Source organism: Methylobacterium sp. 37f (genome assembly GCF_023093475.1).
Taxonomy (GTDB): Bacteria; Pseudomonadota; Alphaproteobacteria; order Rhizobiales; family Beijerinckiaceae; genus Methylobacterium.
The window spans coordinates 59,420-79,573 of sequence record NZ_JAGHKN010000012.1 but is presented as its reverse complement, the minus strand read 5'-3'; the positions used below and the strand labels follow the sequence as shown (position 1 = coordinate 79,573).

25 protein-coding genes are annotated in these 20,154 nt (G+C 69.3%); 16 read left to right on the top strand and 9 right to left on the bottom strand.

All coding sequences use genetic code 11. The features are described from left to right. Positions 1–160: 160 nt before the first annotated feature. The 4 genes from J7U37_RS10585 to dprA all read left to right on the top strand — a co-directional run bounded on the left by J7U37_RS10585 (position 161) and on the right by dprA (position 3,588). Positions 161–349, top strand: coding sequence for a DUF1508 domain-containing protein (locus J7U37_RS10585; protein ID WP_247635682.1), 189 nt, complete (start codon positions 161–163; stop codon positions 347–349). Between the two features lie 110 nt (positions 350–459). Beyond that, positions 460–1,767 carry a dihydroorotase gene (locus J7U37_RS10580; RefSeq protein ID WP_247635715.1) on the top strand — a complete coding sequence of 436 codons (1,308 nt, stop codon included), beginning with the start codon at positions 460–462 and terminating at the stop codon, positions 1,765–1,767. Next, entirely contained in the window at positions 1,764–2,384 is a 621-nt protein-coding gene (gene plsY, locus J7U37_RS10575) for a glycerol-3-phosphate 1-O-acyltransferase PlsY (RefSeq protein WP_247635681.1), read from the top strand. Before J7U37_RS10580 ends, plsY begins: the two co-directional genes overlap by 4 nt. A gap of 31 nt (positions 2,385–2,415) precedes the next feature. Further along, entirely contained in the window at positions 2,416–3,588 is a 1,173-nt protein-coding gene (gene dprA, locus J7U37_RS10570; protein WP_247635680.1) for a DNA-processing protein DprA, read from the top strand. A gap of 6 nt (positions 3,589–3,594) precedes the next feature. On the opposite strand, the gene ruvX is transcribed toward dprA, so the two are convergent. Then, complete coding sequence (gene ruvX / locus J7U37_RS10565) at positions 3,595–4,101, bottom strand: Holliday junction resolvase RuvX (RefSeq protein ID WP_247635679.1); 507 nt, start codon at positions 4,099–4,101, stop codon at positions 3,595–3,597. Positions 4,102–4,193: 92 nt separating this feature from the next. After that, positions 4,194–4,739, bottom strand: coding sequence for an SMI1/KNR4 family protein (locus J7U37_RS10560; protein WP_056482460.1), 546 nt, complete (start codon positions 4,737–4,739; stop codon positions 4,194–4,196). 192 nt (positions 4,740–4,931) lie between these two features. Between J7U37_RS10560 and J7U37_RS10555 the strand changes: the two genes are divergently transcribed. From J7U37_RS10555 to J7U37_RS10530, 6 genes are all read left to right on the top strand, one after another. Next, positions 4,932–5,069: a hypothetical protein gene (locus J7U37_RS10555; protein ID WP_200935842.1), complete on the top strand. Its 138-nt coding sequence runs from the start codon at positions 4,932–4,934 to the stop codon at positions 5,067–5,069. A gap of 131 nt (positions 5,070–5,200) precedes the next feature. Next, positions 5,201–5,488 carry an Asp-tRNA(Asn)/Glu-tRNA(Gln) amidotransferase subunit GatC gene (gene gatC / locus J7U37_RS10550; protein ID WP_056482465.1) on the top strand — a complete coding sequence of 96 codons (288 nt, stop codon included), beginning with the start codon at positions 5,201–5,203 and terminating at the stop codon, positions 5,486–5,488. A 106-nt stretch (positions 5,489–5,594) separates the two neighbouring features. Further along, positions 5,595–7,091 (top strand): Asp-tRNA(Asn)/Glu-tRNA(Gln) amidotransferase subunit GatA, encoded by a 1,497-nt coding sequence (gene gatA / locus J7U37_RS10545; RefSeq protein ID WP_056183871.1) that lies wholly within the window; start codon positions 5,595–5,597, stop codon positions 7,089–7,091. A gap of 10 nt (positions 7,092–7,101) precedes the next feature. Then, positions 7,102–7,401 (top strand): hypothetical protein, encoded by a 300-nt coding sequence (locus J7U37_RS10540; RefSeq protein ID WP_247635678.1) that lies wholly within the window; start codon positions 7,102–7,104, stop codon positions 7,399–7,401. A gap of 68 nt (positions 7,402–7,469) precedes the next feature. Beyond that, on the top strand, positions 7,470–8,942 hold the full coding sequence (gatB, locus tag J7U37_RS10535) for an Asp-tRNA(Asn)/Glu-tRNA(Gln) amidotransferase subunit GatB (protein WP_247635677.1): 1,473 nt from the start codon (positions 7,470–7,472) through the stop codon (positions 8,940–8,942). A 33-nt stretch (positions 8,943–8,975) separates the two neighbouring features. Continuing rightward, entirely contained in the window at positions 8,976–9,476 is a 501-nt protein-coding gene (locus tag J7U37_RS10530; RefSeq protein WP_247635676.1) for a GNAT family N-acetyltransferase, read from the top strand. Between the two features lie 384 nt (positions 9,477–9,860). Here J7U37_RS10530 and J7U37_RS10525 read toward each other — a convergent pair whose 3' ends face one another. From J7U37_RS10525 to J7U37_RS10505, 5 genes are all read right to left on the bottom strand, one after another. Then, a complete protein-coding gene (locus tag J7U37_RS10525; RefSeq protein ID WP_247635675.1) occupies positions 9,861–10,871 on the bottom strand; it encodes an efflux RND transporter periplasmic adaptor subunit in 1,011 nt (336 codons plus the stop codon). 2 nt (positions 10,872–10,873) lie between these two features. After that, positions 10,874–11,068: a DUF1656 domain-containing protein gene (locus J7U37_RS10520; protein WP_056482483.1), complete on the bottom strand. Its 195-nt coding sequence runs from the start codon at positions 11,066–11,068 to the stop codon at positions 10,874–10,876. Further along, positions 11,068–13,083, bottom strand: a complete 2,016-nt coding sequence (locus tag J7U37_RS10515) for an FUSC family protein (RefSeq protein WP_348772988.1) — start codon at positions 13,081–13,083, stop codon at positions 11,068–11,070. Before J7U37_RS10515 ends, J7U37_RS10520 begins: the two co-directional genes overlap by 1 nt. After that, entirely contained in the window at positions 13,080–13,556 is a 477-nt protein-coding gene (locus J7U37_RS10510; protein WP_247635674.1) for a DUF4345 domain-containing protein, read from the bottom strand. Before J7U37_RS10510 ends, J7U37_RS10515 begins: the two co-directional genes overlap by 4 nt. A gap of 117 nt (positions 13,557–13,673) precedes the next feature. Then, a complete protein-coding gene (locus J7U37_RS10505) occupies positions 13,674–13,961 on the bottom strand; it encodes a hypothetical protein (RefSeq protein WP_156376040.1) in 288 nt (95 codons plus the stop codon). A 230-nt stretch (positions 13,962–14,191) separates the two neighbouring features. Here J7U37_RS10505 and J7U37_RS10500 point away from each other — a divergent pair, with 230 nt between their 5' ends. Continuing rightward, the gene (locus J7U37_RS10500; protein WP_056183854.1) at positions 14,192–14,827 is read left to right on the top strand and encodes a glutathione S-transferase N-terminal domain-containing protein; all 636 of its coding nucleotides are present in this window, start codon (positions 14,192–14,194) and stop codon (positions 14,825–14,827) included. Between the two features lie 24 nt (positions 14,828–14,851). Here J7U37_RS10500 and J7U37_RS10495 read toward each other — a convergent pair whose 3' ends face one another. Then, a complete protein-coding gene (locus J7U37_RS10495; protein WP_247635673.1) occupies positions 14,852–15,394 on the bottom strand; it encodes a DUF2147 domain-containing protein in 543 nt (180 codons plus the stop codon). Between the two features lie 242 nt (positions 15,395–15,636). Here J7U37_RS10495 and ndk point away from each other — a divergent pair, with 242 nt between their 5' ends. Together ndk and J7U37_RS10485 are read left to right on the top strand one after the other, a co-directional pair. Then, entirely contained in the window at positions 15,637–16,059 is a 423-nt protein-coding gene (gene ndk, locus J7U37_RS10490) for a nucleoside-diphosphate kinase (RefSeq protein ID WP_056183849.1), read from the top strand. Between the two features lie 189 nt (positions 16,060–16,248). Then, positions 16,249–16,626 carry a hypothetical protein gene (locus tag J7U37_RS10485; protein WP_247635672.1) on the top strand — a complete coding sequence of 126 codons (378 nt, stop codon included), beginning with the start codon at positions 16,249–16,251 and terminating at the stop codon, positions 16,624–16,626. 18 nt (positions 16,627–16,644) lie between these two features. On the opposite strand, the gene J7U37_RS10480 is transcribed toward J7U37_RS10485, so the two are convergent. After that, the gene (locus J7U37_RS10480) at positions 16,645–17,808 is read right to left on the bottom strand and encodes an AI-2E family transporter (protein ID WP_247635671.1); all 1,164 of its coding nucleotides are present in this window, start codon (positions 17,806–17,808) and stop codon (positions 16,645–16,647) included. 308 nt (positions 17,809–18,116) lie between these two features. Between J7U37_RS10480 and J7U37_RS10475 the strand changes: the two genes are divergently transcribed. From J7U37_RS10475 to J7U37_RS10465, 3 genes are all read left to right on the top strand, one after another. Further along, positions 18,117–18,419 carry an acyl carrier protein gene (locus J7U37_RS10475; RefSeq protein WP_055949487.1) on the top strand — a complete coding sequence of 101 codons (303 nt, stop codon included), beginning with the start codon at positions 18,117–18,119 and terminating at the stop codon, positions 18,417–18,419. A gap of 77 nt (positions 18,420–18,496) precedes the next feature. Beyond that, positions 18,497–18,967: a 3-hydroxyacyl-ACP dehydratase FabZ family protein gene (locus J7U37_RS10470; protein WP_247635670.1), complete on the top strand. Its 471-nt coding sequence runs from the start codon at positions 18,497–18,499 to the stop codon at positions 18,965–18,967. Between the two features lie 10 nt (positions 18,968–18,977). Next, the gene (locus J7U37_RS10465; RefSeq protein WP_247635669.1) at positions 18,978–20,117 is read left to right on the top strand and encodes a beta-ketoacyl-ACP synthase; all 1,140 of its coding nucleotides are present in this window, start codon (positions 18,978–18,980) and stop codon (positions 20,115–20,117) included. Positions 20,118–20,154: the final 37 nt, after the last annotated feature.

The window sequence follows — 20,154 nt, the reverse complement described above, 5'->3', positions numbered from 1 at the left end:
AGATCGCGATGACGAGGCCTCGCCCCTTCGGGCGAGGCCTTTTTCGTTATCAGACATCTTGAAAGATTTCTCTCAGGTTAATAAATCGGCAGATATCAAACCTAGAGTTTGAATTCTGGCCGGTGCTGCTGGTGGCATCGGTGAACCGAGGAGCGAGACGATGTCGGCGATTTCCTACCCCTGCTATAAGCACAAGAAGGACGTCCGCGGTCAGTGGTACTGGGTCTACTATGCCAAGAACGGTGAAGAGATCTCGAAGAGCAGTGAAAGCTATGTGGCGAAGGCGGATTGCCTGAACGGCATCAAGCTCAACAAGGCTTCGGCCAACGATCCGATCTACGAAGTCTGAGACGACGGGCCGGCGCCCTGCCGGGGCACGCCGCCGCGCCGCGAGGCGGCGTGCCCTCCGCATCCCGCTTGACGCCACGGCGCGCCCGGTCGAAACCGCGACGCATGACGATGCGCCCCATCCTCCTGACCAACGCCACCTTGTGCGACCCGGCCACGGGCCGGCAGGCGCCCGGCCACGTCCTCGTCCGCGACGGCCTGATCCACGATGTCGGCTGGGGGCCGCTGGCCGGAGTGCCGGACGAGGCCGAGACGATCAATTGCGGCGGCTACGTTCTCAGCCCCGGCCTGATCGATCTGCGCGCCTTCGTGGGCGAGCCCGGCGCCGAGCACCGCGAGACCCTGGCGAGCGCCAGCGCGGCGGCCGCGGCCGGAGGCGTCACCACGCTGGTCTGCATGCCGGACACCAATCCCATCATCGACGGGCCGGCCATCGTCGACTTCGTCCTGCGCCGGGCGCGCGACACCGCCAGCGTCCACGTCCTGCCGGCCGCCGCCATCACCAAGGGCCTCGCCGGCCAGGAGATGACCGAGTTCGGCCTGCTGCAGGAGGCCGGCGCCGTGGCCTTTACCGACGGCCTCAAGGCGGTGGCGAACGCCCAGGTCATGCGCCGCGCGCTCACCTACGCCCGCGATTTCGGCGCCCTGCTGATGCAGCACGTGGAGGAGCCGGACCTCGTCGGCGACGGCGTGATGAACGAAGGCGAGATGGCCTCGCGGCTTGGACTGCTCGGCATCCCGCGCGAGGCCGAGACGGTGATGCTGGAGCGTGACATCCGCCTCGTGCGCCTCACGCAAGCCCGATACCACGCGGCGATGATCTCCTGTGCCGATTCGGTCGAGATCGTGCGCCGGGCCAAGGCGGACGGGCTGCCCGTCACCTGCGGCGCCTCGGTGAACAACCTCGTCCTCAACGAGGGCGACATCGGCCATTACCGAACCTTCTGCCGCCTCTCGCCGCCCCTGCGCCACGAGACCGACCGGCTCGCCCTGGTGGCGGCCCTGAACGACGGGGTGATCGACGTCATCGTCTCCGACCACAATCCACAGGATGTGGAGACCAAGCGCCTGCCCTTCGCGGAGGCCGCCGACGGCGCCCTCGGCATCGAGACCCTGCTGGGCGCGGCCCTGCGGCTGGTCCATACCGGCGATGTCGGCCTGCCGCGCCTGCTCGCGGCCCTGACGGCGAACCCCGCCCGCCTGCTCGGACGCCCGGCCGGACGGCTCGCGGCGGGCGCCCCCGCCGACCTTGTGCTGATCGACCCCGACCTGCCCTACGTGCTCGACAAGCGCCAACTGAAGTCGCGCTCGAAGAACTCGCCCTTCGACGAGGCCCGCCTGCAGGGGGCCGCCATCCTGACGATGGTCGAGGGACGGATCGTCTTCCGCGCCCCCGCCGAGACCGAGGCCGCCGCGTGAGCCCGATCGATTCGCATCTCTGGCCTGTCCTGCTGGCGGCGCTCGCGGGGGGCTACCTCCTCGGGTCGATCCCGTTCGGGCTGATCTTCACCCGATTTGCCGGGCTTGGCGACGTCCGGGCGATCGGTTCGGGCAATATCGGCGCCACCAACGTGCTGCGCACCGGGCGAAAGGGGCTGGCGGCCGCCACCCTGCTGGGGGATGCGCTGAAGGGTACCGTCGCGGTCCTCCTCGCCGGGCGATTCGGAATGGATGCAGGTCTCATGGCAGGTCTCGTGGCAGGTTTCGGCGCCTTCCTCGGGCACCTGTTCCCGGTCTGGCTCGGGTTCAAGGGCGGCAAGGGCGTCGCGACCTTCCTGGGCGTCCTTCTGGCCCTGAGCCCGCTCGGGCTCCTGGCCTTCGCGGCAATCTGGCTCGGCCTCGCCTTCACGCTGAAATACTCGTCCCTCGCGGCTCTGGCCGCATCGGCCCTGACGCCTCTGGTGCTATGGACATTCGGACAGCCCTCGGTTGCATTTTTGTTTCTCGTGCTCGCAGCCCTGCTATGGTGGAAGCATGCGCCCAACATTCGCCGGCTGATCGACGGAACCGAGGGGCGCATCGGGCAGAACGGCTGAGGCCGACTGCCCGCTCCGGAGGGGGAGGGCAATGCAGCTCACCGATGCCCAGCGTCTCGACTGGCTGCGCCTGATCCGCACCGAGGGCATCGGCCCGCGCAGCTTCCGCACCCTGATCAATCGCTTCGGCGGGGCCGGTGCGGCCCTCGAAGCCCTTCCGGGCCTGACCGGCCGCGGCGGCCAGCGCATCGTGCCTCCGGGCCGTGCGGAAGCCGAGGCCGAGATTGCCGCCGCCGGCCGCCTCGGTGCACGCCTCGTTGCTCTGGGGGAAGCCGATTACCCGAAGCTGCTGCAGGCGGCCGATTCGGCTCCCCCCTTGATCGCGATCCGGGGGCCGGCCGCGATCCTTCACCGCCCCGCAATCGCCATCGTGGGATCGCGCAACGCCTCCGCCGCGGGGCTCGCCTTCACCGAGCGCCTCGCGCGCGGGCTCGGCGAGGCCGGGCTGGTCGTGGTCTCGGGGCTGGCGCGCGGCATCGACGCCCGGGCCCACAAGGCCGCGCTGGTACCGGGCACCGTCGCGGTGCTGGCCGGAGGGCAGGACCGGATCTACCCGACCAACCACGCCGCCCTGGTGGATGCGATCCTGGAGGCGGGGGGCGCCATCCTGGCCGAGATGCCGATGGGCTGGGTGCCGCGCGGACGTGACTTCCCGCGGCGCAACCGCATCATCTCGGGCCTCGCCTACGGCACCATCGTGATGGAGGCCGCCCGCCGCTCGGGCTCGCTGATTACCGCCCGCTTCGCCCTCGAACAGGGCCGTGAGGTCTTCGCCGTGCCGGGCTCGCCCCTCGACCCGCGGGCGGAGGGCACCAACGACCTGATCCGCCAAGGCGCCACCCTGGTCTCCGAGGTCGCGCACGTCACGGAGGCGATCGCACCGCTGCTGGAGGACGGCGGCGCGGGCGGACGGGACGCCCTGGCGGTCGACCGCCCGGACCTCGCCGACGCCCCGATCTTCTGGGACGAGCTCGATGTCGACGGAATCGTCCTGCCGATGCCCGCCGAGGAGATCGAGGCGCCCGACGCCCGCGATGATCGCACCCGGCTCATCGGGTTCCTGAGCCCGACGCCGATCGGGACCGATGAACTGGCGCGCACCGCCGGCCTCAGCGTCCGCGTCGTCCAGACGACCCTGCTCGAACTCGAGCTCGACGGGCGCATCGAGCGCCACGGCAGCGGGGCGGTGTCGCTGGTGGGATAGGGCGGCTCAGGGTTCGTCGCCGGACTCCGCGTCGTCGGCGTCGTCGCCGAGGGCGCCACGCATCTGGTCGAGGCAGCCCTGCAGGATGTAGGCGGCGGCCAGCATGTCGACGACCTCGCCGCGCTTGGCCCGCGAGGCATCCGCGGCGATCAGCGCGCGGGTGACGGCGGCGGTGGACAGGCGCTCGTCGCAATAGAGGACGGGCAGGGGCAGCAGCGGCTTCATGTTGCGCACGAAGGACCGGGTCGACTGCACCCGCACGCCCTCGCTGCCATCCATGTTGAGGGGCAACCCAATCACGAGGCCGCCGACGCCGTGCCGTTCGCACAGGGCCGCGAGGTGCTTCACGTCCGGGGTGAACTTGACCCGGCGGATGGTCTCGAGCGGCGAGGCGATCTGGCGCCCGACATCCGACAGGGCGAGGCCGATCGTCTTGGTGCCGAGATCGATCCCGATCAGGCGGGGCCCGCCTTGCGAGGCCTCCGCGAAGGCCCGCATCTCGGCCACGTCCATGTGCCATCCTCTCCTGTGCGCCCGCTCCTCCTGATCGATCCGGCGCGGAACGGCAAGGAATCCCGATGCGGGACGCAGATGGCCATGCCGGCTTAGTGCAGGCCAGCCGCGCCCGCAGTGCCGTCGCCGACGAAGCTGGCGGGAAGGGGGGCTGCCCCCATGCCGAGGATGCCACGCACCGCCGGCCCCTGGCTCCGGCGCATCAGGTCGACGAGATCGGCGCCCCCGAATCGGACCGATTCGAGGTCGGCGCCCAGCACCCAGATCTCGTACTCGTCGCGGCCCGGCACCACGTCCCAGAACAGGAACTCGCCGGCCTCCGAGCGCCCGAAGAAGCCGGCCCGCTCGACGACGGCGGGATCGTCGCCCTCGACCTCAAAGCGATGGTCCGGTCGCTCGCCGATGACGGAGGCGATGCTGTGCGCGATCAGTTCGGAATTCGCGAGGAGATCGGTCTCCGGATCGTCGCTCGGGACGGCGACGCGGAAATAGCCGTTGGCGAGCCCTGCCCCGAGGGTCCGGCAGAAGGCGCGATAGCTCTCCGGCAGGCCGTATCCGAGCTCGGCCTCGGCCCGTTCGAGGGCCGCCTCCGTCGCCACCGGCCCCGGCGCACAGGGCGAGAAGACCGCTTCCCACATGTGAATGACCCTCCTGGTCCGCATTAACCTTAAAGAAGTGTTGTCATAGCCTTGCGCGGACCCCGTGAGCCAGAGCATCGTTAACACATCGTTAAGATCCTGGATGTGGCCCGAATGACTCCGACCTTTCCCGATGCGCTTCCTGCCCCTCCCGCACTTATTGCCTCCGCGGCGAGCCCTGCGCGGCGTGCGATGCCCCTGCGGCACAAGCTGATGCTGGCCCTGGCCCTCGAAATCCTGGTGCTGGGATTCCGGCAGGCAGAGCCGAACGCAGCCCGGTCCGGCATCCTCATCGAATCCCCGTTGCTGCCCCACCACATCATCACCTGACGGGTGCGGGGCTCGGGCGGAGCGACCCGGCGTTGCGAGCGCGCGAAGGCGGGTGCTATAGCCCGCCCGAGGCCCCATCGCCCGCGAGCCTCGCGGGCCGGCGCAGGGGTGCCTGAGGATCTGAAGACAGCATGTCGGTCGACGCAACGACGGTGAGGCGCATCGCGCACCTGGCGCGCATCGCGGTGAGCGAGGACGAGGTCGCTCCCCTGCAGGGTGAACTCAACGCGATCCTGGCCTTCGTCGAGCAACTCGGCGCCGTCGACGTGACGGGCGTGGAGCCGATGACCTCGGTGACCCCGATGGCGATGAAGAAGCGCCGGGATGTCGTCACCGACGGGGCCAAGGCCGACGCCATCGTGGCCAACGCGCCCGAGACCGAGGACCATTACTTCCTGGTCCCGAAGGTCGTCGAATAGGCGCGCGATCCGCCCCCTAGCGAACGAGGCCGCCCCGAGCGACGGTCCGCCCGGCGCCCACGGGATGGCGACGGCGGAGCATCGGGGCTCAACAGGACGAGCGCCCATGACTGCCTCCGGTACGACGATTCTGAATGAACTCACCCTGGCGGAAGCCCGCGACGGGCTGAAGGCCAAGGCCTTCTCCGCTGCCGACCTGACCCGGGCGCATCTCGCCGCCATGGAGAAGGCGCGCGGCCTCAACGCCTATCTGGTCGAGACGCCGGATCAGGCCCTGACGATGGCGCAGGCCGCGGATGCGAAGATCGCCGCCGGCGAGGCCCGCCCGCTCGAGGGCATTCCCCTCGGGATCAAGGACCTGTTCTGCACCGAGGGCGTGGCGACCACCGCCGGCTCGAAGATCCTCGAGGGCTTCACGCCCGCCTACGAATCGGCCGTGACCGCCAACCTGTGGCGCGACGGCGCGGTCCTGCTCGGCAAGCTCAACCTCGACGAATTCGCCATGGGCTCGTCCAACGAGACCTCCGCCTATGGCGACGTGGTCTCGCCCTGGCGCAGGGCCGGATCGGACACCCGGCTGGTACCGGGCGGCTCGTCCGGCGGCTCGGCGGCGGCGGTGGCCGCGCATCTCTGCCTCGGCGCCACGGCGACGGATACCGGCGGCTCGATTCGCCAGCCCGCCGCCTTCACCGGCACCGTCGGCATCAAGCCGACCTACGGCCGGGTCTCGCGCTGGGGCACGGTGGCCTACGCCTCTTCCCTCGACCAGGCCGGGCCGATCGCCCGCACGGTGCGCGACTGCGCCATCCTGCTCGGCTCGATGGCGGGCGCGGACGCGCGCGACACCACCTGCGCCGACCTGCCCGTGCCCGACTTCGAGGCGGCGGTGGCCCGCGGCGTGAAGGGCCTGACCATCGGCATCCCGAAGGAGTACCGGGTCGAGGGCATGTCGGCCGAGATCCAGGCGCTGTGGGACCAGGGCGCCGCGATGCTGAAGGATGCCGGCGCCACGATCCGCGAGATCTCGCTGCCGCATACATCCTACGCTCTGCCGGCCTATTACATCGTCGCCCCGGCCGAGGCCTCCTCGAACCTCGCCCGCTACGACGGCGTGCGCTACGGCCTGCGGGTGCCCGGCAAGGACATCGCCGGAATGTACGAGAACACCCGCGCCGCCGGCTTCGGCCGCGAGGTCAAGCGCCGGATCATGATCGGCACCTACGTGCTCTCGGCCGGCTACTACGACGCCTATTACGTGCGGGCGCAGAAGATCCGCACCCTGATCAAGCGCGACTTCGAAGAGGCCTATGCCGCCGGCATCGACGCGATCCTGACGCCCGCCACCCCATCGGCGGCCTTCGGCGTCGGCGAGAAGGGCTCCGGCGACCCGGTGGAGATGTACCTGCAGGACGTGTTCACCATCACGGTGAACATGGCGGGCCTGCCCGGTATCTCGGTGCCGGCCGGCCTCGACGCGCAGGGGCTGCCCCTCGGGCTCCAGCTCATCGGCCGACCCTTCGACGAGGAGACGCTGTTCGCCGCCGCCCAGGTCATCGAGGACGCGGCCGGGCGGACCCGGCTGCCGCCCGCGTGGTGGGCATGAGGCGCAGCCGATGACCGTCCCGGTCTATCCCTTCGACGTCTGGATCTGGGCCGCCTTCGATCCCGTCCTGATCGCCATCGCGCTGGTCATGGGCTGGAAGTCGGATCAGTTCGTGAAGATCATCCTCGTCTCGCTGATGGCGTTCGCGGTCTCGGTGCTGGTGTCGTGGGGCGTCACCGCGATCGGCATCCCGTGGCCGGCGCCGGTGAGCCACGACGGCCCGACCTTCTTCCCCGTGCGCTGGATCGCCGCCTTCCTGTGGGGCGCTCTCGGTTTCCTGGCGCACCAGCTCTACCGCCTGCGCGCTTGACCGCGCCGGCCGGCACTTCCACCCTTCAGGCGCGCATTCGCGCCCCGCAACGCTGAATCCGGGCCATCATGACCGCTGCCGTGAACCCCAAGAAGCTCATCAAGGGCGGCCTGCACGACTGGGAGGTCGTGATCGGCATGGAGATCCACGCCCAGGTCACCAGCCGATCCAAGCTGTTCTCGGGCGCCTCGACCGAGTTCGGCGGCGAACCGAACGACCACGTCTCTCTGGTCGATGCAGCCATGCCCGGCATGCTGCCCGTGATCAACGAGGAGTGCGTGGCCCAGGCCGTGCGCACCGGTCTCGGGCTGAAGGCGCAGATCAATCACCGCTCAGTGTTCGACCGGAAGAACTACTTCTATCCGGACCTGCCGCAGGGCTACCAGATCAGCCAGTTCAAGGACCCGATCGTCGGCGAGGGCGAAGTGCTGGTCGACTTAGCCGAGGGCGAGACCATCACCGTCGGGATCGAGCGCCTGCACCTGGAGCAGGATGCCGGCAAGTCCCTGCACGACCAGAACCCGACCCAGAGCTTCGTCGACCTCAACCGCTCGGGCGTCGCCCTGATGGAAATCGTGTCCCGACCCGACCTCCGCTCGTCGGAGGAGGCGCGGGCCTACGTGACCAAGCTGCGCACCATCCTGCGCTATCTCGGCACCTGCGACGGCGACATGGAGAAGGGCTCGCTCCGCGCCGACGTCAACGTCTCGGTGCGGAAACCCGGCGCCCCGCTCGGCACCCGCTGCGAGATCAAGAACGTCAACTCGATCCGCTTCATCGGTCAGGCCATCGAGACCGAGGCGCGGCGCCAGATCGCCATCATAGAGGATGGCGGCACCATCAGCCAGGAGACCCGCCTGTTCGATCCGGGCAAGGGCGAGACCCGGTCCATGCGCTCGAAGGAAGAGGCGCACGATTACCGCTACTTCCCCGACCCGGACCTGCTGCCGCTGGAATTCGACCAGGCCTATGTCGACGCCCTGGCGGCCGGCCTGCCGGAGCTTCCCGACGCCAAGAAGGCGCGCTTCATCGAGACCTACGGCCTCAGCTCCTACGATGCCGGCGTGCTCATCGCCGAGCGCGCCTCGGCCGATTACTTCGAGGCGGTGGCCAAGGGCCGCGACGGCAAGGCCGCGGCGAACTGGGTCATCAACGAGCTGTTCGGGCGCCTCAACAAGGAGGGCCACAGCATCGAGACCAGCCCGGTCTCGGCCGACCAGCTCGGCGCCATCGTCGACCTGATCGGCGAGGGCGTGATCTCGGGCAAGATCGCCAAGGACCTGTTCGAGATCGTGTGGTCCGAAGGCGGCGACCCGCGCGAGGTGGTCGAGTCACGCGGCATGAAACAGGTGACCGACACCGGCGCCATCGAGGCTGCGGTGGACGAGATCATCGCCAAGAACCCGGACAAGGTCAGCCAAGCGCGCGAGAAGCCCACCCTGCTCGGCTGGTTCGTCGGCCAGACGATGAAGGCCACCGGCGGCAAGGCGAACCCGGCGGCCGTGAACGCCCTGCTCAAGGCGAAGCTCGGCATCGAGTAGCCTCCTGCCGGACGGACGAAGGGGATGCGGTTCATGGGTTCCATCCGCAGGCTTGAAGCCCAGGATGCGGCTGCGTTCCGAGCCCTTCGCCTCGACGGCCTCGCCCGACACCCGGAGGCCTTCGGCGCCTCCTGGGAGTCAGAGGCCGAACAGCCGCTCGAGTGGTTCAGCGCCACGCTGAAGACCCACGCCGTATTCGGCGCCCAGGATGGAGACGGGCTCGTCGGTGCAGCCGGACTCTTTATGCCGGACTCACCGAAGCTTCGGCACAAGGGTACGCTCTGGGGCGCCTATGTCAGGCCAGACGCGCGCGGCAAGGGAATCGGAACGGCACTTATCTCCGCCGTGATCGACCATGCGACGAGCCGCGTGGAGGATCTCAACCTGTCGGTTGGGGCAACCAACACGCGTGCGATCCGGCGCTACGAAGCAGCCGGTTTCATGCCATACGGCCTCGAGCCACGCGCCTTGAAGGTCGGTGAGCAATACCATGCGGAAGTCTTGATGATCTTGAATCTCAACCGAAGCGGTTGAGTTCGCGTGATCGGCGGCGGAAGCGGCCGAGATGGAGCCTGGTGTATGTCTGAAGTCGTGCCGTTCCGGCCGCTTCTGCGCTCCTGAGACCGCTTCCGTCCCGATATTCGCGTGTGCGCTGCTCAACGTCCGGGTCGAATCAACCCCGGATGATCGCCGCAGCTGCCTGCTGGGGTGGCGTCATTCCCATATCTCCTGCTTCTCGTTGGTCATGATCGTCGGACGATCAAGCCTCCTCGTTGCTTGAGCTGTGCTTTACCGTCGAAGCACCACAACAAGGTGCGACCCAATCGAAGATGCGTCAAGACCCTATTTTCGCGATTTCGCGACAGTCCTCCTTCTCATCGCCACAGCCTTAAGAATCCCTGCCGCGGCGCCTATCGCTCAAGGGGTCGGCGCAGCCGCGCCGCTGAAGCGGCCGCGCAGGCGGGCGAGCCAGTCGTCGCGATGCCGGCCGGGCTCCCCCACCGAGACGGTGGCGGTCATGCCGGCGACCAGGGTGACGCCCTCGGGCACGCGCGCGATGCGGATCCGCACCGGCACGCGCTGGGCCAGCCGCACCCAGGTGTAGACCGGGTCGACATTGGGCAGTCCCTGGGTGCTCGCGGTGGCGTTGGCGGTGCTGATGCCCAGCGTGATGCTCTCCACGGTGCCGTGGATCAGCGGGTCGTAACCGAGGAGTTCGGCCGAGACCGGATCGCCGACATGGATGTGGGCCATCTTGGTCTCCTCGAAGTAGCCGTCAATCCAGAACGAGTCGGTGTCGATGACGGCGATGTTGACGGTGCCGGTGGTGGCGTAGTCGCCCGGCCGCAGGAGCAGGTTGGTCACCCGCCCGTTCACCGGCGCGCGCACCTGGGTGCGCTCCAGGTTGATCTTGGCCTGGGAGAGCTGTGCCTTGGCCGAAGCGAGGGCCGCCTCCGCGATCTTGGCGGTGCCGGCATATTGCTGCTTCTCCTCCACCGAGGTGGAGAGGGTGGTGAGAGCCTCGCGGCGTGCGGCCTGGGTGCGCTTGACCTGAAGGTCGGCCTCGCGGTTCTCGAGTTCGGCCTGGGCCGAGGCCACCGAGACCTCGAAATCGAAGGGGTCGATGACGTAGAGGATGTCGCCCTTCTTCACCTGCTGATTGTCGGCGACGCGCAGCTCCGTGATCTGTCCGGAGACCTGGGGGGCGACGGCGGCGACCTGGACCCGCACCCGCCCGTCCCGGGTCCACGGGGCGGTGACGTAGAACTGCCAGACGAGGGCGGCCGCCACCACCGCGCAGGCCAGGATGATTCCCGTCACCACAAGGCGCAGGAGGCGGCGGCCGCGGCCGGACCGGCGCGGGCTGGTGTCCGGTCCGCGTACCTGCGGGGCCTGCTGGGGCGTATCAACGGGTTTTTGGTCGGCCATCGTCACAGGAACACGATCAGGAGGGCGAGGATGCAGACGTAGAGGCCGGCCTCCGCAAGCGGTGGATTGGCGACGTAGCGGCTGACGCGGAAGCGCGCGAACAGGAGACGCAGGAGCACGAGGATGGCCAGGGCCCCGGCGGCATAGGTCACGAAGGGCGAGATCAGGATGCCGCCGACATTCAGGTCGCTGCGCATCAAGCGGCCCCGATGCCGAGGCGGCGCAGGAACCGTCCCTGGCTCTCGATCACGTGCGCGGCGGTGGTCAGGTCGCTCACCGCGCGGGCCAGATGCATCCGCGTCGCCGGCACGGCATCGCGTCCCGCCGCCAGCAGCGCTCGGGCGGAGGCCCGCATCCCGGCGGCATCCACGGCCGTGATGGCGGCGGCCGCCAGCACGGCAAGGGCGGCGAGCGACGGGTCCTGCGCCAGACCGCGCAATTGCGCGTGGGCGCGGGCGGCGGCCGATTCCATCCGCGCCAGGTCGAAGGCCCGGTCGAGGCTGGCGGCGCGCACGGCGCTGCTGCCCGAACTCCAGCGAGCGAATTGCAGCAGGCGGTCACTGTTGAGGCTGGTCCGCGTCGTGGCGTCGCCGCCGCGGCCGGCGAGCGCATCCACCAGGGCGCGCCGGGCCGAATCGAGGGCAAAGATCCGGTGGCGACCGGCGGAGATGGGCAGGATGATCCGAACGGTGAAGAACAGGATCAGCGCCGCGACGATGACCAGGAAGGCGTTGGTGAGGAAACCCTGCGGATCGTAGGTCTGCGGGTTCGAGGGGGAGAGCAGCACGGGGAAGAACACCAGCAGGATGAAACCGATGCCGAAGGTCGGCGGATTGAGGCTGAGGAAGCAGGCCGTGAACACCACCGGCGCCATGGCGATGGCCAGCAGGGGGAAGCCCTGCACCCCCGCGAGGGCGCCGTACAGCACGAGGCCGGCGCAGAGGGCCGCCAGCGGCATGCCGATGAGCACGCCCTTGGCGAAGGCTCGCGGGTCCGGCGTGATCGACGACAGGGCACAGGTGGAGGCGACCTGCACCAGAGCGAAGGAGGTCGCAGGCCAGCCGGCATGGATGAGGAGGAGGGCGCTGAGGCCGAAGGCGATCGCCACCCGCATCGCACCCCGAAGGGCTTCCGGCACGTCGCGGTGCGTCGGGAGGGGAACGTCTCGGCGTGGCCGTCCGCCCTCGGCCAGGGATCGGTAACCGTCCTGCGCGAAACCGGCCGCACGGGCGAAATCGAGGGCGCGCTGCAGGGCTAGGATCGCATCGAGCGGCACTGCGCCGTCGCGCATCGCAGACTCGACGAGGGCGGAAAGCCGGTCCACCGCCCGGTCCGGATCGCCCTCCGGCTCGGTGAGTTCGAGGCAGAGGCGACGCGCATCCTCCAAGGCGGGCGACGTTTCGTCCAGGCGCGCCAGGGCGGCCCGGAGATGGCGGGCGGCAGCGGCCATCACGTAGAGGCCCGCGATGGCGCTGCGGGCGCCGGCGGCTCGATCCGGGCCGTCATCGAGTTCGCCCGCGATGGCGCTGGCATCGCCCCGCATGGCGGCGATCCTGCGGATCAGCGCCGCCGCGCGCTCGGAGCCGGGATCGCCCCGCATCAGGGTCTCACGGGCGAAGGTCCGGGTTTCCCCGATGGCGCCCGCAAGCGCGTCGCGCACCGAGCGCCAGATGCTCGGAGATCCGAGGGCATCGTTGATGAAGGTGATCGCCACGATGCCGAGGGTGATCGCCGCGACACGGTCGACGGCGGCATCGAAGGTGTTCTGCGGACTGTCGATATGCGCAATGGCGATGATCGCCACGGTGTAGCCGGACAGCATGGCGCCGTAAGCGCGGGTGTCCTGGAGGAAGTGGGCGGTGAAGACGCAGAGGCCGAGCCAAGTCGCGAAGGCCACGAGGAGCACGACACGGTCCTGCGCGAACAGCGCCATCAGGACGATTGCCACGACCGCGCCCACGAGGGTGCCGAGGAAGCGGTAGACCGCCTTCGAGAGCGCCTGGCCGCGGGTCGGCTGCGCCAGGATGGCCACGCAGACGGCGGCCGAGGATGCGCTGGAGAGCTGCAGCCAGAAAGCCGCGTACAGCGCCAGGATCATGGCCAGCCAGATCCGCACGGCGAAGGCCCAGGCGCTGGGCTTCGGGACGAAGCGCTCCAATAGGGCGAGGCCCCGATCCACCGGGCGGGGGCGTGCCTCGACGAGGTCGCTCACCCGGCGGCCCTGCGCGATGTGGCCTGACGGGCCAGCCCCTCATGAGAGAGGTCTCGATGGGTGAGGTCCGGACCGGACGGGTCGGTCCCATACCGCGCCGCGACGCGGGCCTGCCACAGGCAGAGCAGGGGCGTGACAACCAGCTCCACCGCGAGGGCGGCCAGCATCAGGACCGACGGCAGCCCGGTCAGCGCCCATCCGAGCAGGCGGGCGAGCCCGCCAAGGGCCACCACCAGCGTGAGAAACCGAAACAGCGTCGTCTTCGCCGCGATGCCGGGCACGCAGGTCCAGAACAGGATGCCGATGCCCATGTGCAGGCCGGACAGGTAACGGAAGTGGCTGTCGGCGGACACGTCGACGAGCCCGGTACGGCCCAGGCCGTTCAGGCCGAACAGCACGCCGTAGAGGCCGGAGGCCACCGGAACCAGGGCCACCAATGCCACCGCACGCTGCAGCGCCCGCCGCTCCCGCATCGTTCCATCCCGCCACCGCATCACCCGACCGCTTCGGAAACCGGTGCGGTCAGGCTTGCGTTCCTTACACGCTCAGGAAAGCATCAGGTCGGCGAAGGGAAACGGGCGTCGAACCCCTCAAGCCTTCACCTGCTTCAGGCGCTTCACGCACTTGCTATAATATTGCGGCCATTTCGGTCCCTGGGCGGCCTTGTCGGCGACCGAGAGGGCGCGCCACTCGGCGCCGCACTTCTTCTGGCGCTCGCGCGCGGCACTCTGGCCGACGCTGAGTTCCTTCGCGGGCTTCGGCGCGGCCTGCGCCAGCGCACCGCCGGTGATGACGGGACTCGTCAGGATGAGGGGACTTGCCAGAAGCCCGAAGGCCGCGAACAAAGCAGCGGTGCGACGCGAACGGAATGACAGCATGACGACCCCCGGGACGCTTGGGCGCCGCCGTGCAGCGGGCCGGCCGCATCACAGCCACAACCCTGAGCGGTGGCAAGCACCATTCGTGCGGCTTCCCGGGCGATCCACTGCTCGTGTCGTCGCCTGTGCCACGGCCCCGTGTCCATGGCACGGAGTCTGCAACCTTCCGCCCGCATGCCGGATTGTTTCGGCGAATCGAGCGGGCCTGAACTGGGCTGGATAAGAACCGCATGGCACACGCGCCGGGAAAACCCATCGACGTGCATACCTGGAGCACGCCGAACGGCTGGAAGATCCCGATCATGCTGGAGGAGTGCGGGCTGCCCTACCGGGTGGTGCCGGTGAATATCGGGCGCGGGGATCAGATGGCCCCGGACTTCCTGAAGATCTCGCCGAACAACAAGATCCCGGCCATCGTCGATCCCGACGGGCCGGGGGGAGAGCCCATCACGGTGTTCGAATCGGGCGCCATCCTGCAATATCTCGGGCGCAAGACCGGATGCCTGTATCCGGCCGACGAACGGGCACGGGTGGCGGTGGACGAGTGGCTGTTCTGGCAGGTGGCTGGCTTCGGGCCGATGCTTGGCCAGGTCCACCATTTCCGCATCTACGCACAGGAGAAGATCCCCTATGCCATCGAGCGCTTCACGACGGAGGCCCAACGCCTCTACGGCGTGCTCGACCGGCACCTCGCGGAGCGGGACTACGTGGCGGGCGATTACTCGATCGCCGACATCGCGATCCTGCCCTGGGCCAAGTACCACGAGAAGCAGAGCATCGAACTGGCCAGCGTGCCCCACGTGCGAGCCTGGCTCGACCGCGTGATGGCACGGCCGGCGGTTCAGCGCGGGTTCGCGGCGGTCTGAGACCGCCGCTCCGCGCCGGCCGGACTACTCGGCCGGCACGACCGCCGGCTTGGCCGGGGCCGCCTTGGGGGCCTTGGGCGCGGCCTTCACGGCGGGGACCGGCTCCGGCTGGGCGGAAGCCTGCTGGTTCACGTCCGGCACCCGGGTCCAGGTCTGCGAGCCGCACAGCACCTTGAGCAGGCACCCCGAGACCGACAGCTCGGAGCTGCTCTCGCGCTCCAGGCTGACCTGGTACATCTTGCCCTCGTCGGCGTTGTAGATCTCGCCGGAGAACTTGGTTTCCTCGGGCTTCAGGTTATCGAGGAGCGTAAGGCCGACCACCGGCCGGCTGCGCTTCTTCGGATCGGGATTCTTGAAGTCCGTGCGCGGGCTGCCATCCTCGTTGGTGGCGGCCTTGGCCCAGACCACCTTGCCGCAGATGTTGGCGGCACCCGGCCCGCATCGGTCGATGCGCACCTTGGCGCGGCCATCGCCGGTGAGCCAGGTGCCCGTCGGGTCCTGGGTCGGTGCCGCGGCGGCGGGAGCGAGGCCGGCGAGGATGAAGGCGGCGGTGAGGGCGACGCGCATGTCCTAGTCTCCGTATGGCGTTTTATTGCGGAAGAGGGGGCCGTGATCGTCTGGCCACAGGAGGCCTCCGCAATCGGGCGTTTTTCCGGCATTGTTGCGCCAAAGCCATGTTCGCCGAGAATCGCGCTCCGTCGGACCGGTTATCCCCAGTAATCCCGCCTCGGGTTGAGGGGAGGGAGCCTGCCCGCTATAAGCCCGGCGCCGAAGCCATTTTCGGCTGAGCGATCACACCCGGACGGACCATGGCCACCGAGCGCACCTTCTCCATTCTCAAGCCCGACGCGACGAAGCGGAACCTGACCGGCGCGGTCAATGCCGTGATCGAGAAGGCGGGCCTGCGCATCGTCGGCCAGCGCCGCATCCAGATGAGCCGCGCCCAGGCCGAGAAGTTCTACGAAATCCACAAGGAGCGCCCGTTCTTCGGCGAGCTGGTCGAGTTCATGACCTCGGGTCCGGTCGTCGTGCAGGTGCTCGAGGGCGACAACGCTGTCGCGAAGTACCGCGAAGTGATGGGCGCCACCAACCCGGCCAATGCCGATGAGGGTACCATCCGCAAGACCTTCTCCGAGTCGGTCGGCGAGAACACCGTCCACGGTTCGGACAGCCTCGAGAACGCCAAGGCCGAGATCGCCCAGTTCTTCCAGGATTCCGACATCGTCGGCTGATGCCGAAAGCCCGATCGCATCGGTTGATCGAAGATACCGACAGCGTCGGATAGTCTGGATACGCGCGCCGCAGCCCCGTCGGGGCGGCGGCGTTTGCGTCTCCACTGTGGCCCCGGCGCCCTTGCGCGGGCGGGACCCTCACGGGAAACCGGTTCGTTCCCGAATCGCTTTCACGGACCCATCGATCCCATGCGCCTCATCGCCCCGCGCACCGGCCGGCTCCTCCTCGCCGCCGGCCTGCTCTCGCTCGTTGCCGCCTGCAATGCCAACAAGCCCGGCCCGACCGCGTCGCTGGAAGGCTACACCCCCGATCCGGCGCTGAAGACCGCATCGGCGAGCAACCTGACCGGCCGCGTGCGCCACGCCTGCACCGTCACCCAGGCCCGCCTGCAGAATGTGTCCGAGGTCTCGCTGGCCCGCTCCTGCGGCTGCTACGCGAACCAGACCCTCGCCACCCTCGACAAGTCCGAGCTGGATGCCTACCGCAGCACCGGCTACTTTAACGACTCCGCCCGGGCCAAGGCCCTGAACGCCCTGGACAGCTGCAAGCTGCCGCGCCCGGCCTGAACCGCCGCGCCCCCGGGCTCAGGCCCGGGGCTCCTCGATCTCTGCGCCGTAGGTGAAATCCCGCCACAGCAGGATCAGCGCCGCCATCACGGCCGGGCCGAGGAACAGGCCGAGCAGCCCGAACGTCTCGACCCCGCCCAGGATGCCGAGCAGCACCCAGAGGAAGGGCAGGCGGGTGGTGCCGCCGATCAGCGCCGGGCGCACGAAGTGGTCCGCCACGAAGGTGACGACGAGGCCCGCTGCCACCACGACCGCCGCCGGTACCACCGCACCGTTGGCGAGCAGGAACGCCGCCGCAAGGGCGAAGACCAACGGTGCGCCGAACGGGATCATGGCGGCGACCGCCGTCAGCGCCCCGAGCAGTACCGGATGCGGTACACCGGCAAAGAAATAGACGATTCCGAGCAGCACGCCCTCGCCGAGTCCGACCAGGACCAGTCCGTTCACGGTGCCGTGAACCGAGGCGACCATCTGGCGTGCCACCCGCTCGCCGCGCGGGCCGAACAGCTTGGCGCTGGCCGTGAGAACCTGAGCCACGACCGTGCGCCGGTCCCGGAACAGGAAGAACAGGGCCACCAGGCTGAAGCCGAACAGCACGGTGCGGCGGACGATCTCGGCCCCGAGGCTGCGCGTCGCGCCGAGCACTGCGGACTTGTCGAAATGCTGCAGCAACTCCGAGCCCGCCGCCGGGTGGCTCAGGGTCTCCGCCCACCAGGCCTGCGCCTGCGCCGCCCCGAAGGGCAGATGACCCAGCAAATCCGGCACGGGAATGCCGGTCTTTTCGAAGGAGCGGACCCAACCGGCCACGTCGTGAGCCTCGCGGGCCGCCTGCACCCCCAGCACGACGAGGGGGATCAGGAAGATCAGCGCCACGCCCGCCGTGAACAGAGCCGGCAGGGCGATGTTGTGGCCGCCCGGCGGCCACCGTCGTTCGGCACGGGCGTAGAGGGGACCGAGCGCGATCGCCAGGATCACCGCCCAGACCAGGGCCGGGATGAAGTGGTGCAGGACCCAGAGGCCGAGCCCCGCGAGAACGACGACGAGGGCGAGTCGAGCGACGCCCTGTGCTGCCCCGGACAGGGGGTGTGCCCCCGCACTCGGCGGAAGGTCGGGTGCGACGCGTGGGTCAAGGGCGCCGTCGGGATGCGTCACTGGGGACGTAAGGGAGGGAGGGTGTGCCATCGTCCTGCTCGACCTTATTCGGAACGGCCGCCCGCGCGACATCCTGGCGTCCCTCGGCGTGCATCTAGGCCATTCGCGCAGGATCGGAATGGAGACGAGGGCCGGATCGCGACGCCGTGATGGCCAAGGTTGCCCGTCCTACCCCCCTCGTGTAAGGGACCGCCTTCCCTGTCCAGGGTCGGCGGAGACGCCGACTCACGGGGCATGCTGCGCGACCGGGGGCACCGGGCATCATGCGCCGGATCATTCCGGCCCCCGATCGGCATGGGCCGATTCCGGCGGGATACCCAGTCACACGGCGAGAACGCATGTCCGACCAGACCCATACCGCCACTTTCGACCGCGTCGCGGACATCATCGCCGACACCGCCGACATCCCGCGCGACACGATCACGCCTGAGAGCCATGCCATCGACGATCTCGGGATCGATTCGCTCGCCTTCCTCGATATCGCCTTCGCGGTGGACAAGGCCTTCGGCATCAAGCTCCCGCTCGAGCGTTGGACCCAGGAGGTCAACGAGGGCAAGGTGCCGGCCGAGGAGTACTTCGTCCTCAAGAATCTGTGCGCCCGCATCGACGCCCTGGTGGCCGAGAAGGCCGCCAAAGCCTGACCACAGGCGTGATCTCGGCCGTCCCGACCATCCGGCGCGGCCTCTTCGAAAACCCGCCCGCACGGGATCTGGACGCCATGCGCCTCGAATACTTCGAGATGATCGATGCCGTGACCCGGTTCGACCGCGAGGCCGGCCGGATCGAGGCCCTGGCCCGCGTGCCGATGGAGAGCCCGGTCTTCGAGGGGCATTTTCCCGACCATCCGCTGGTGCCCGGCGTGCTGCTCACCGAGACCATGGCGCAAGCCTCGGGCTACCTCGTCCTCGCGCATCTGGGCTTCCGTCAGATGCCGTTCCTGATGGGCGTCGACAAGGCGCGTTTCCGTGCCTTCGTCGGCCCCGGCGCCGAACTCCAGATCGAGGCCAGCCTGGAGCATGACGGTTCGGGCTACGCGGTGACCAAGGCGGCCATCCGCCACGACGGCAAGCCGCTGGCCAATGCCGAACTGCGCTTCCGCACCATGCCGTTCCCGGTTGGGCTCGACGGGCCGATGCGCGAGCGGGCCCGCAGGATCGGCCTGTTCGATCTCGCGGGGGAGCCTGCATGAGCGTCCTGACATGAGTATTGCGCGCGACGTCGTCGTTACCGGCATCGGTCTCGTCTCCTGCGCGGGCGAGGGCGTTGCGGCCCATCTGGCGGTCTTGGCAGCGGGTGCCCCCGCGCGGACGGACACCGAGACGTTCGCGCCCTACACGGTGCATCCGGTCGCGCCGATCGCCCTCGACGGACAGATCCCGAAGAAATCGGATCAGCGCCAGATGGAGCCCTGGCAGCGCCTCGGCGTCTACGCCGCCGGCCTCGCCCTCGAATCAGCCGGGGTGAAGGGCGATGCCGACCTCAAGAGCCGCATGCACCTCGTGGTCTCGGCGGGCGGTGGCGAGCGCGACACCGCGGTCGACGGCGCCATCCTCACCGGCCTGCGCGAAGCGGCCGATCCGGGCGCCTACCTCAACGAGCATCTCCAGAACGACCTGCGCCCGACCCTCTTCCTGGCCCAGCTCTCGAACCTGCTCGCCGGCAATATCGGCATCGTCCACGGGGTTACGGGGGCCTCGCGCACCTTCATGGGCGAGGAGGCCTGCGGCACCGACGCGCTGCGCATCGCCCAGGCGCGGATCGCCTCGGGGCAGGTCGAGTGCATGCTGGTGGGCGGCTCCTACAGCGCCGAACGTCCCGACGTGATGGTCATTCACGAGATGGGCGGCTACCTGCGCGCCCACGATTTCCGCCCGGTCTTCGACCGGACACCGGACAGCGAGGCCGGCTTCATCCTCGGAAGCGCCGCCGCCTTCCTGGTGCTGGAGACGGCGGAGCATGCGGCAGCGCGCGGGGCAAAGGCGCTGGCACGCCTCGACATCGTGGCGAGCGGCCGAACCCGGCGGCAGCCCGGCAGCACCGAAGCCAGCCTCGCCGCGCTCTGGGCCAGCACGGGCCTCGACGCCCCGGACGCCGTGATCTCCGGCGCCACCGGAGTCGCCCCGATCACCGCGGAGGAGGGCGCGGCCCTGGCGCGCCTCGCCCCGGGAATTCCCGTGACAGCGCTGGGCGACGTGACGGGCCACAGCCTCGAGACCACGGCGCCCTTCGGGGCGGCGCTGGCGGCAGCCCTGGTCTCGGAGACAGGTCTGCGCGAAGTTGCCGTGACGGTGGTGGGCCATCGCCGCGGCGAGGGCGTGATCCGAGTCACGGCGCCCTGAGATGCCGATTCGATCGGAGCGGCCACAATGGGCGAAG

What these genes read in the sequence shown, in the direction of transcription:
- J7U37_RS10585 (WP_247635682.1), top strand. Translation starts at nt 161, where the DNA reads ATGTCGGCGATTTCCTACCCCTGCTATAAGCACAAGAAGGACGTCCGC.
- J7U37_RS10580 (WP_247635715.1), top strand. Translation starts at nt 460, where the DNA reads ATGCGCCCCATCCTCCTGACCAACGCCACCTTGTGCGACCCGGCCACG.
- dprA (WP_247635680.1), top strand. Translation starts at nt 2,416, where the DNA reads ATGCAGCTCACCGATGCCCAGCGTCTCGACTGGCTGCGCCTGATCCGC.
- ruvX (WP_247635679.1), bottom strand. Translation starts at nt 4,101, where the DNA reads ATGGACGTGGCCGAGATGCGGGCCTTCGCGGAGGCCTCGCAAGGCGGG.
- J7U37_RS10560 (WP_056482460.1), bottom strand. Translation starts at nt 4,739, where the DNA reads ATGTGGGAAGCGGTCTTCTCGCCCTGTGCGCCGGGGCCGGTGGCGACG.
- J7U37_RS10555 (WP_200935842.1), top strand. Translation starts at nt 4,932, where the DNA reads ATGCCCCTGCGGCACAAGCTGATGCTGGCCCTGGCCCTCGAAATCCTG.
- gatC (WP_056482465.1), top strand. Translation starts at nt 5,201, where the DNA reads ATGTCGGTCGACGCAACGACGGTGAGGCGCATCGCGCACCTGGCGCGC.
- gatA (WP_056183871.1), top strand. Translation starts at nt 5,595, where the DNA reads ATGACTGCCTCCGGTACGACGATTCTGAATGAACTCACCCTGGCGGAA.
- J7U37_RS10540 (WP_247635678.1), top strand. Translation starts at nt 7,102, where the DNA reads ATGACCGTCCCGGTCTATCCCTTCGACGTCTGGATCTGGGCCGCCTTC.
- gatB (WP_247635677.1), top strand. Translation starts at nt 7,470, where the DNA reads ATGACCGCTGCCGTGAACCCCAAGAAGCTCATCAAGGGCGGCCTGCAC.
- J7U37_RS10530 (WP_247635676.1), top strand. Translation starts at nt 8,976, where the DNA reads ATGGGTTCCATCCGCAGGCTTGAAGCCCAGGATGCGGCTGCGTTCCGA.
- J7U37_RS10525 (WP_247635675.1), bottom strand. Translation starts at nt 10,871, where the DNA reads ATGGCCGACCAAAAACCCGTTGATACGCCCCAGCAGGCCCCGCAGGTA.
- J7U37_RS10520 (WP_056482483.1), bottom strand. Translation starts at nt 11,068, where the DNA reads ATGCGCAGCGACCTGAATGTCGGCGGCATCCTGATCTCGCCCTTCGTG.
- J7U37_RS10510 (WP_247635674.1), bottom strand. Translation starts at nt 13,556, where the DNA reads ATGCGGGAGCGGCGGGCGCTGCAGCGTGCGGTGGCATTGGTGGCCCTG.
- J7U37_RS10505 (WP_156376040.1), bottom strand. Translation starts at nt 13,961, where the DNA reads ATGCTGTCATTCCGTTCGCGTCGCACCGCTGCTTTGTTCGCGGCCTTC.
- J7U37_RS10500 (WP_056183854.1), top strand. Translation starts at nt 14,192, where the DNA reads ATGGCACACGCGCCGGGAAAACCCATCGACGTGCATACCTGGAGCACG.
- J7U37_RS10495 (WP_247635673.1), bottom strand. Translation starts at nt 15,394, where the DNA reads ATGCGCGTCGCCCTCACCGCCGCCTTCATCCTCGCCGGCCTCGCTCCC.
- ndk (WP_056183849.1), top strand. Translation starts at nt 15,637, where the DNA reads ATGGCCACCGAGCGCACCTTCTCCATTCTCAAGCCCGACGCGACGAAG.
- J7U37_RS10485 (WP_247635672.1), top strand. Translation starts at nt 16,249, where the DNA reads ATGCGCCTCATCGCCCCGCGCACCGGCCGGCTCCTCCTCGCCGCCGGC.
- J7U37_RS10480 (WP_247635671.1), bottom strand. Translation starts at nt 17,808, where the DNA reads ATGGCACACCCTCCCTCCCTTACGTCCCCAGTGACGCATCCCGACGGC.
- J7U37_RS10475 (WP_055949487.1), top strand. Translation starts at nt 18,117, where the DNA reads ATGTCCGACCAGACCCATACCGCCACTTTCGACCGCGTCGCGGACATC.
- J7U37_RS10470 (WP_247635670.1), top strand. Translation starts at nt 18,497, where the DNA reads ATGCGCCTCGAATACTTCGAGATGATCGATGCCGTGACCCGGTTCGAC.
- J7U37_RS10465 (WP_247635669.1), top strand. Translation starts at nt 18,978, where the DNA reads ATGAGTATTGCGCGCGACGTCGTCGTTACCGGCATCGGTCTCGTCTCC.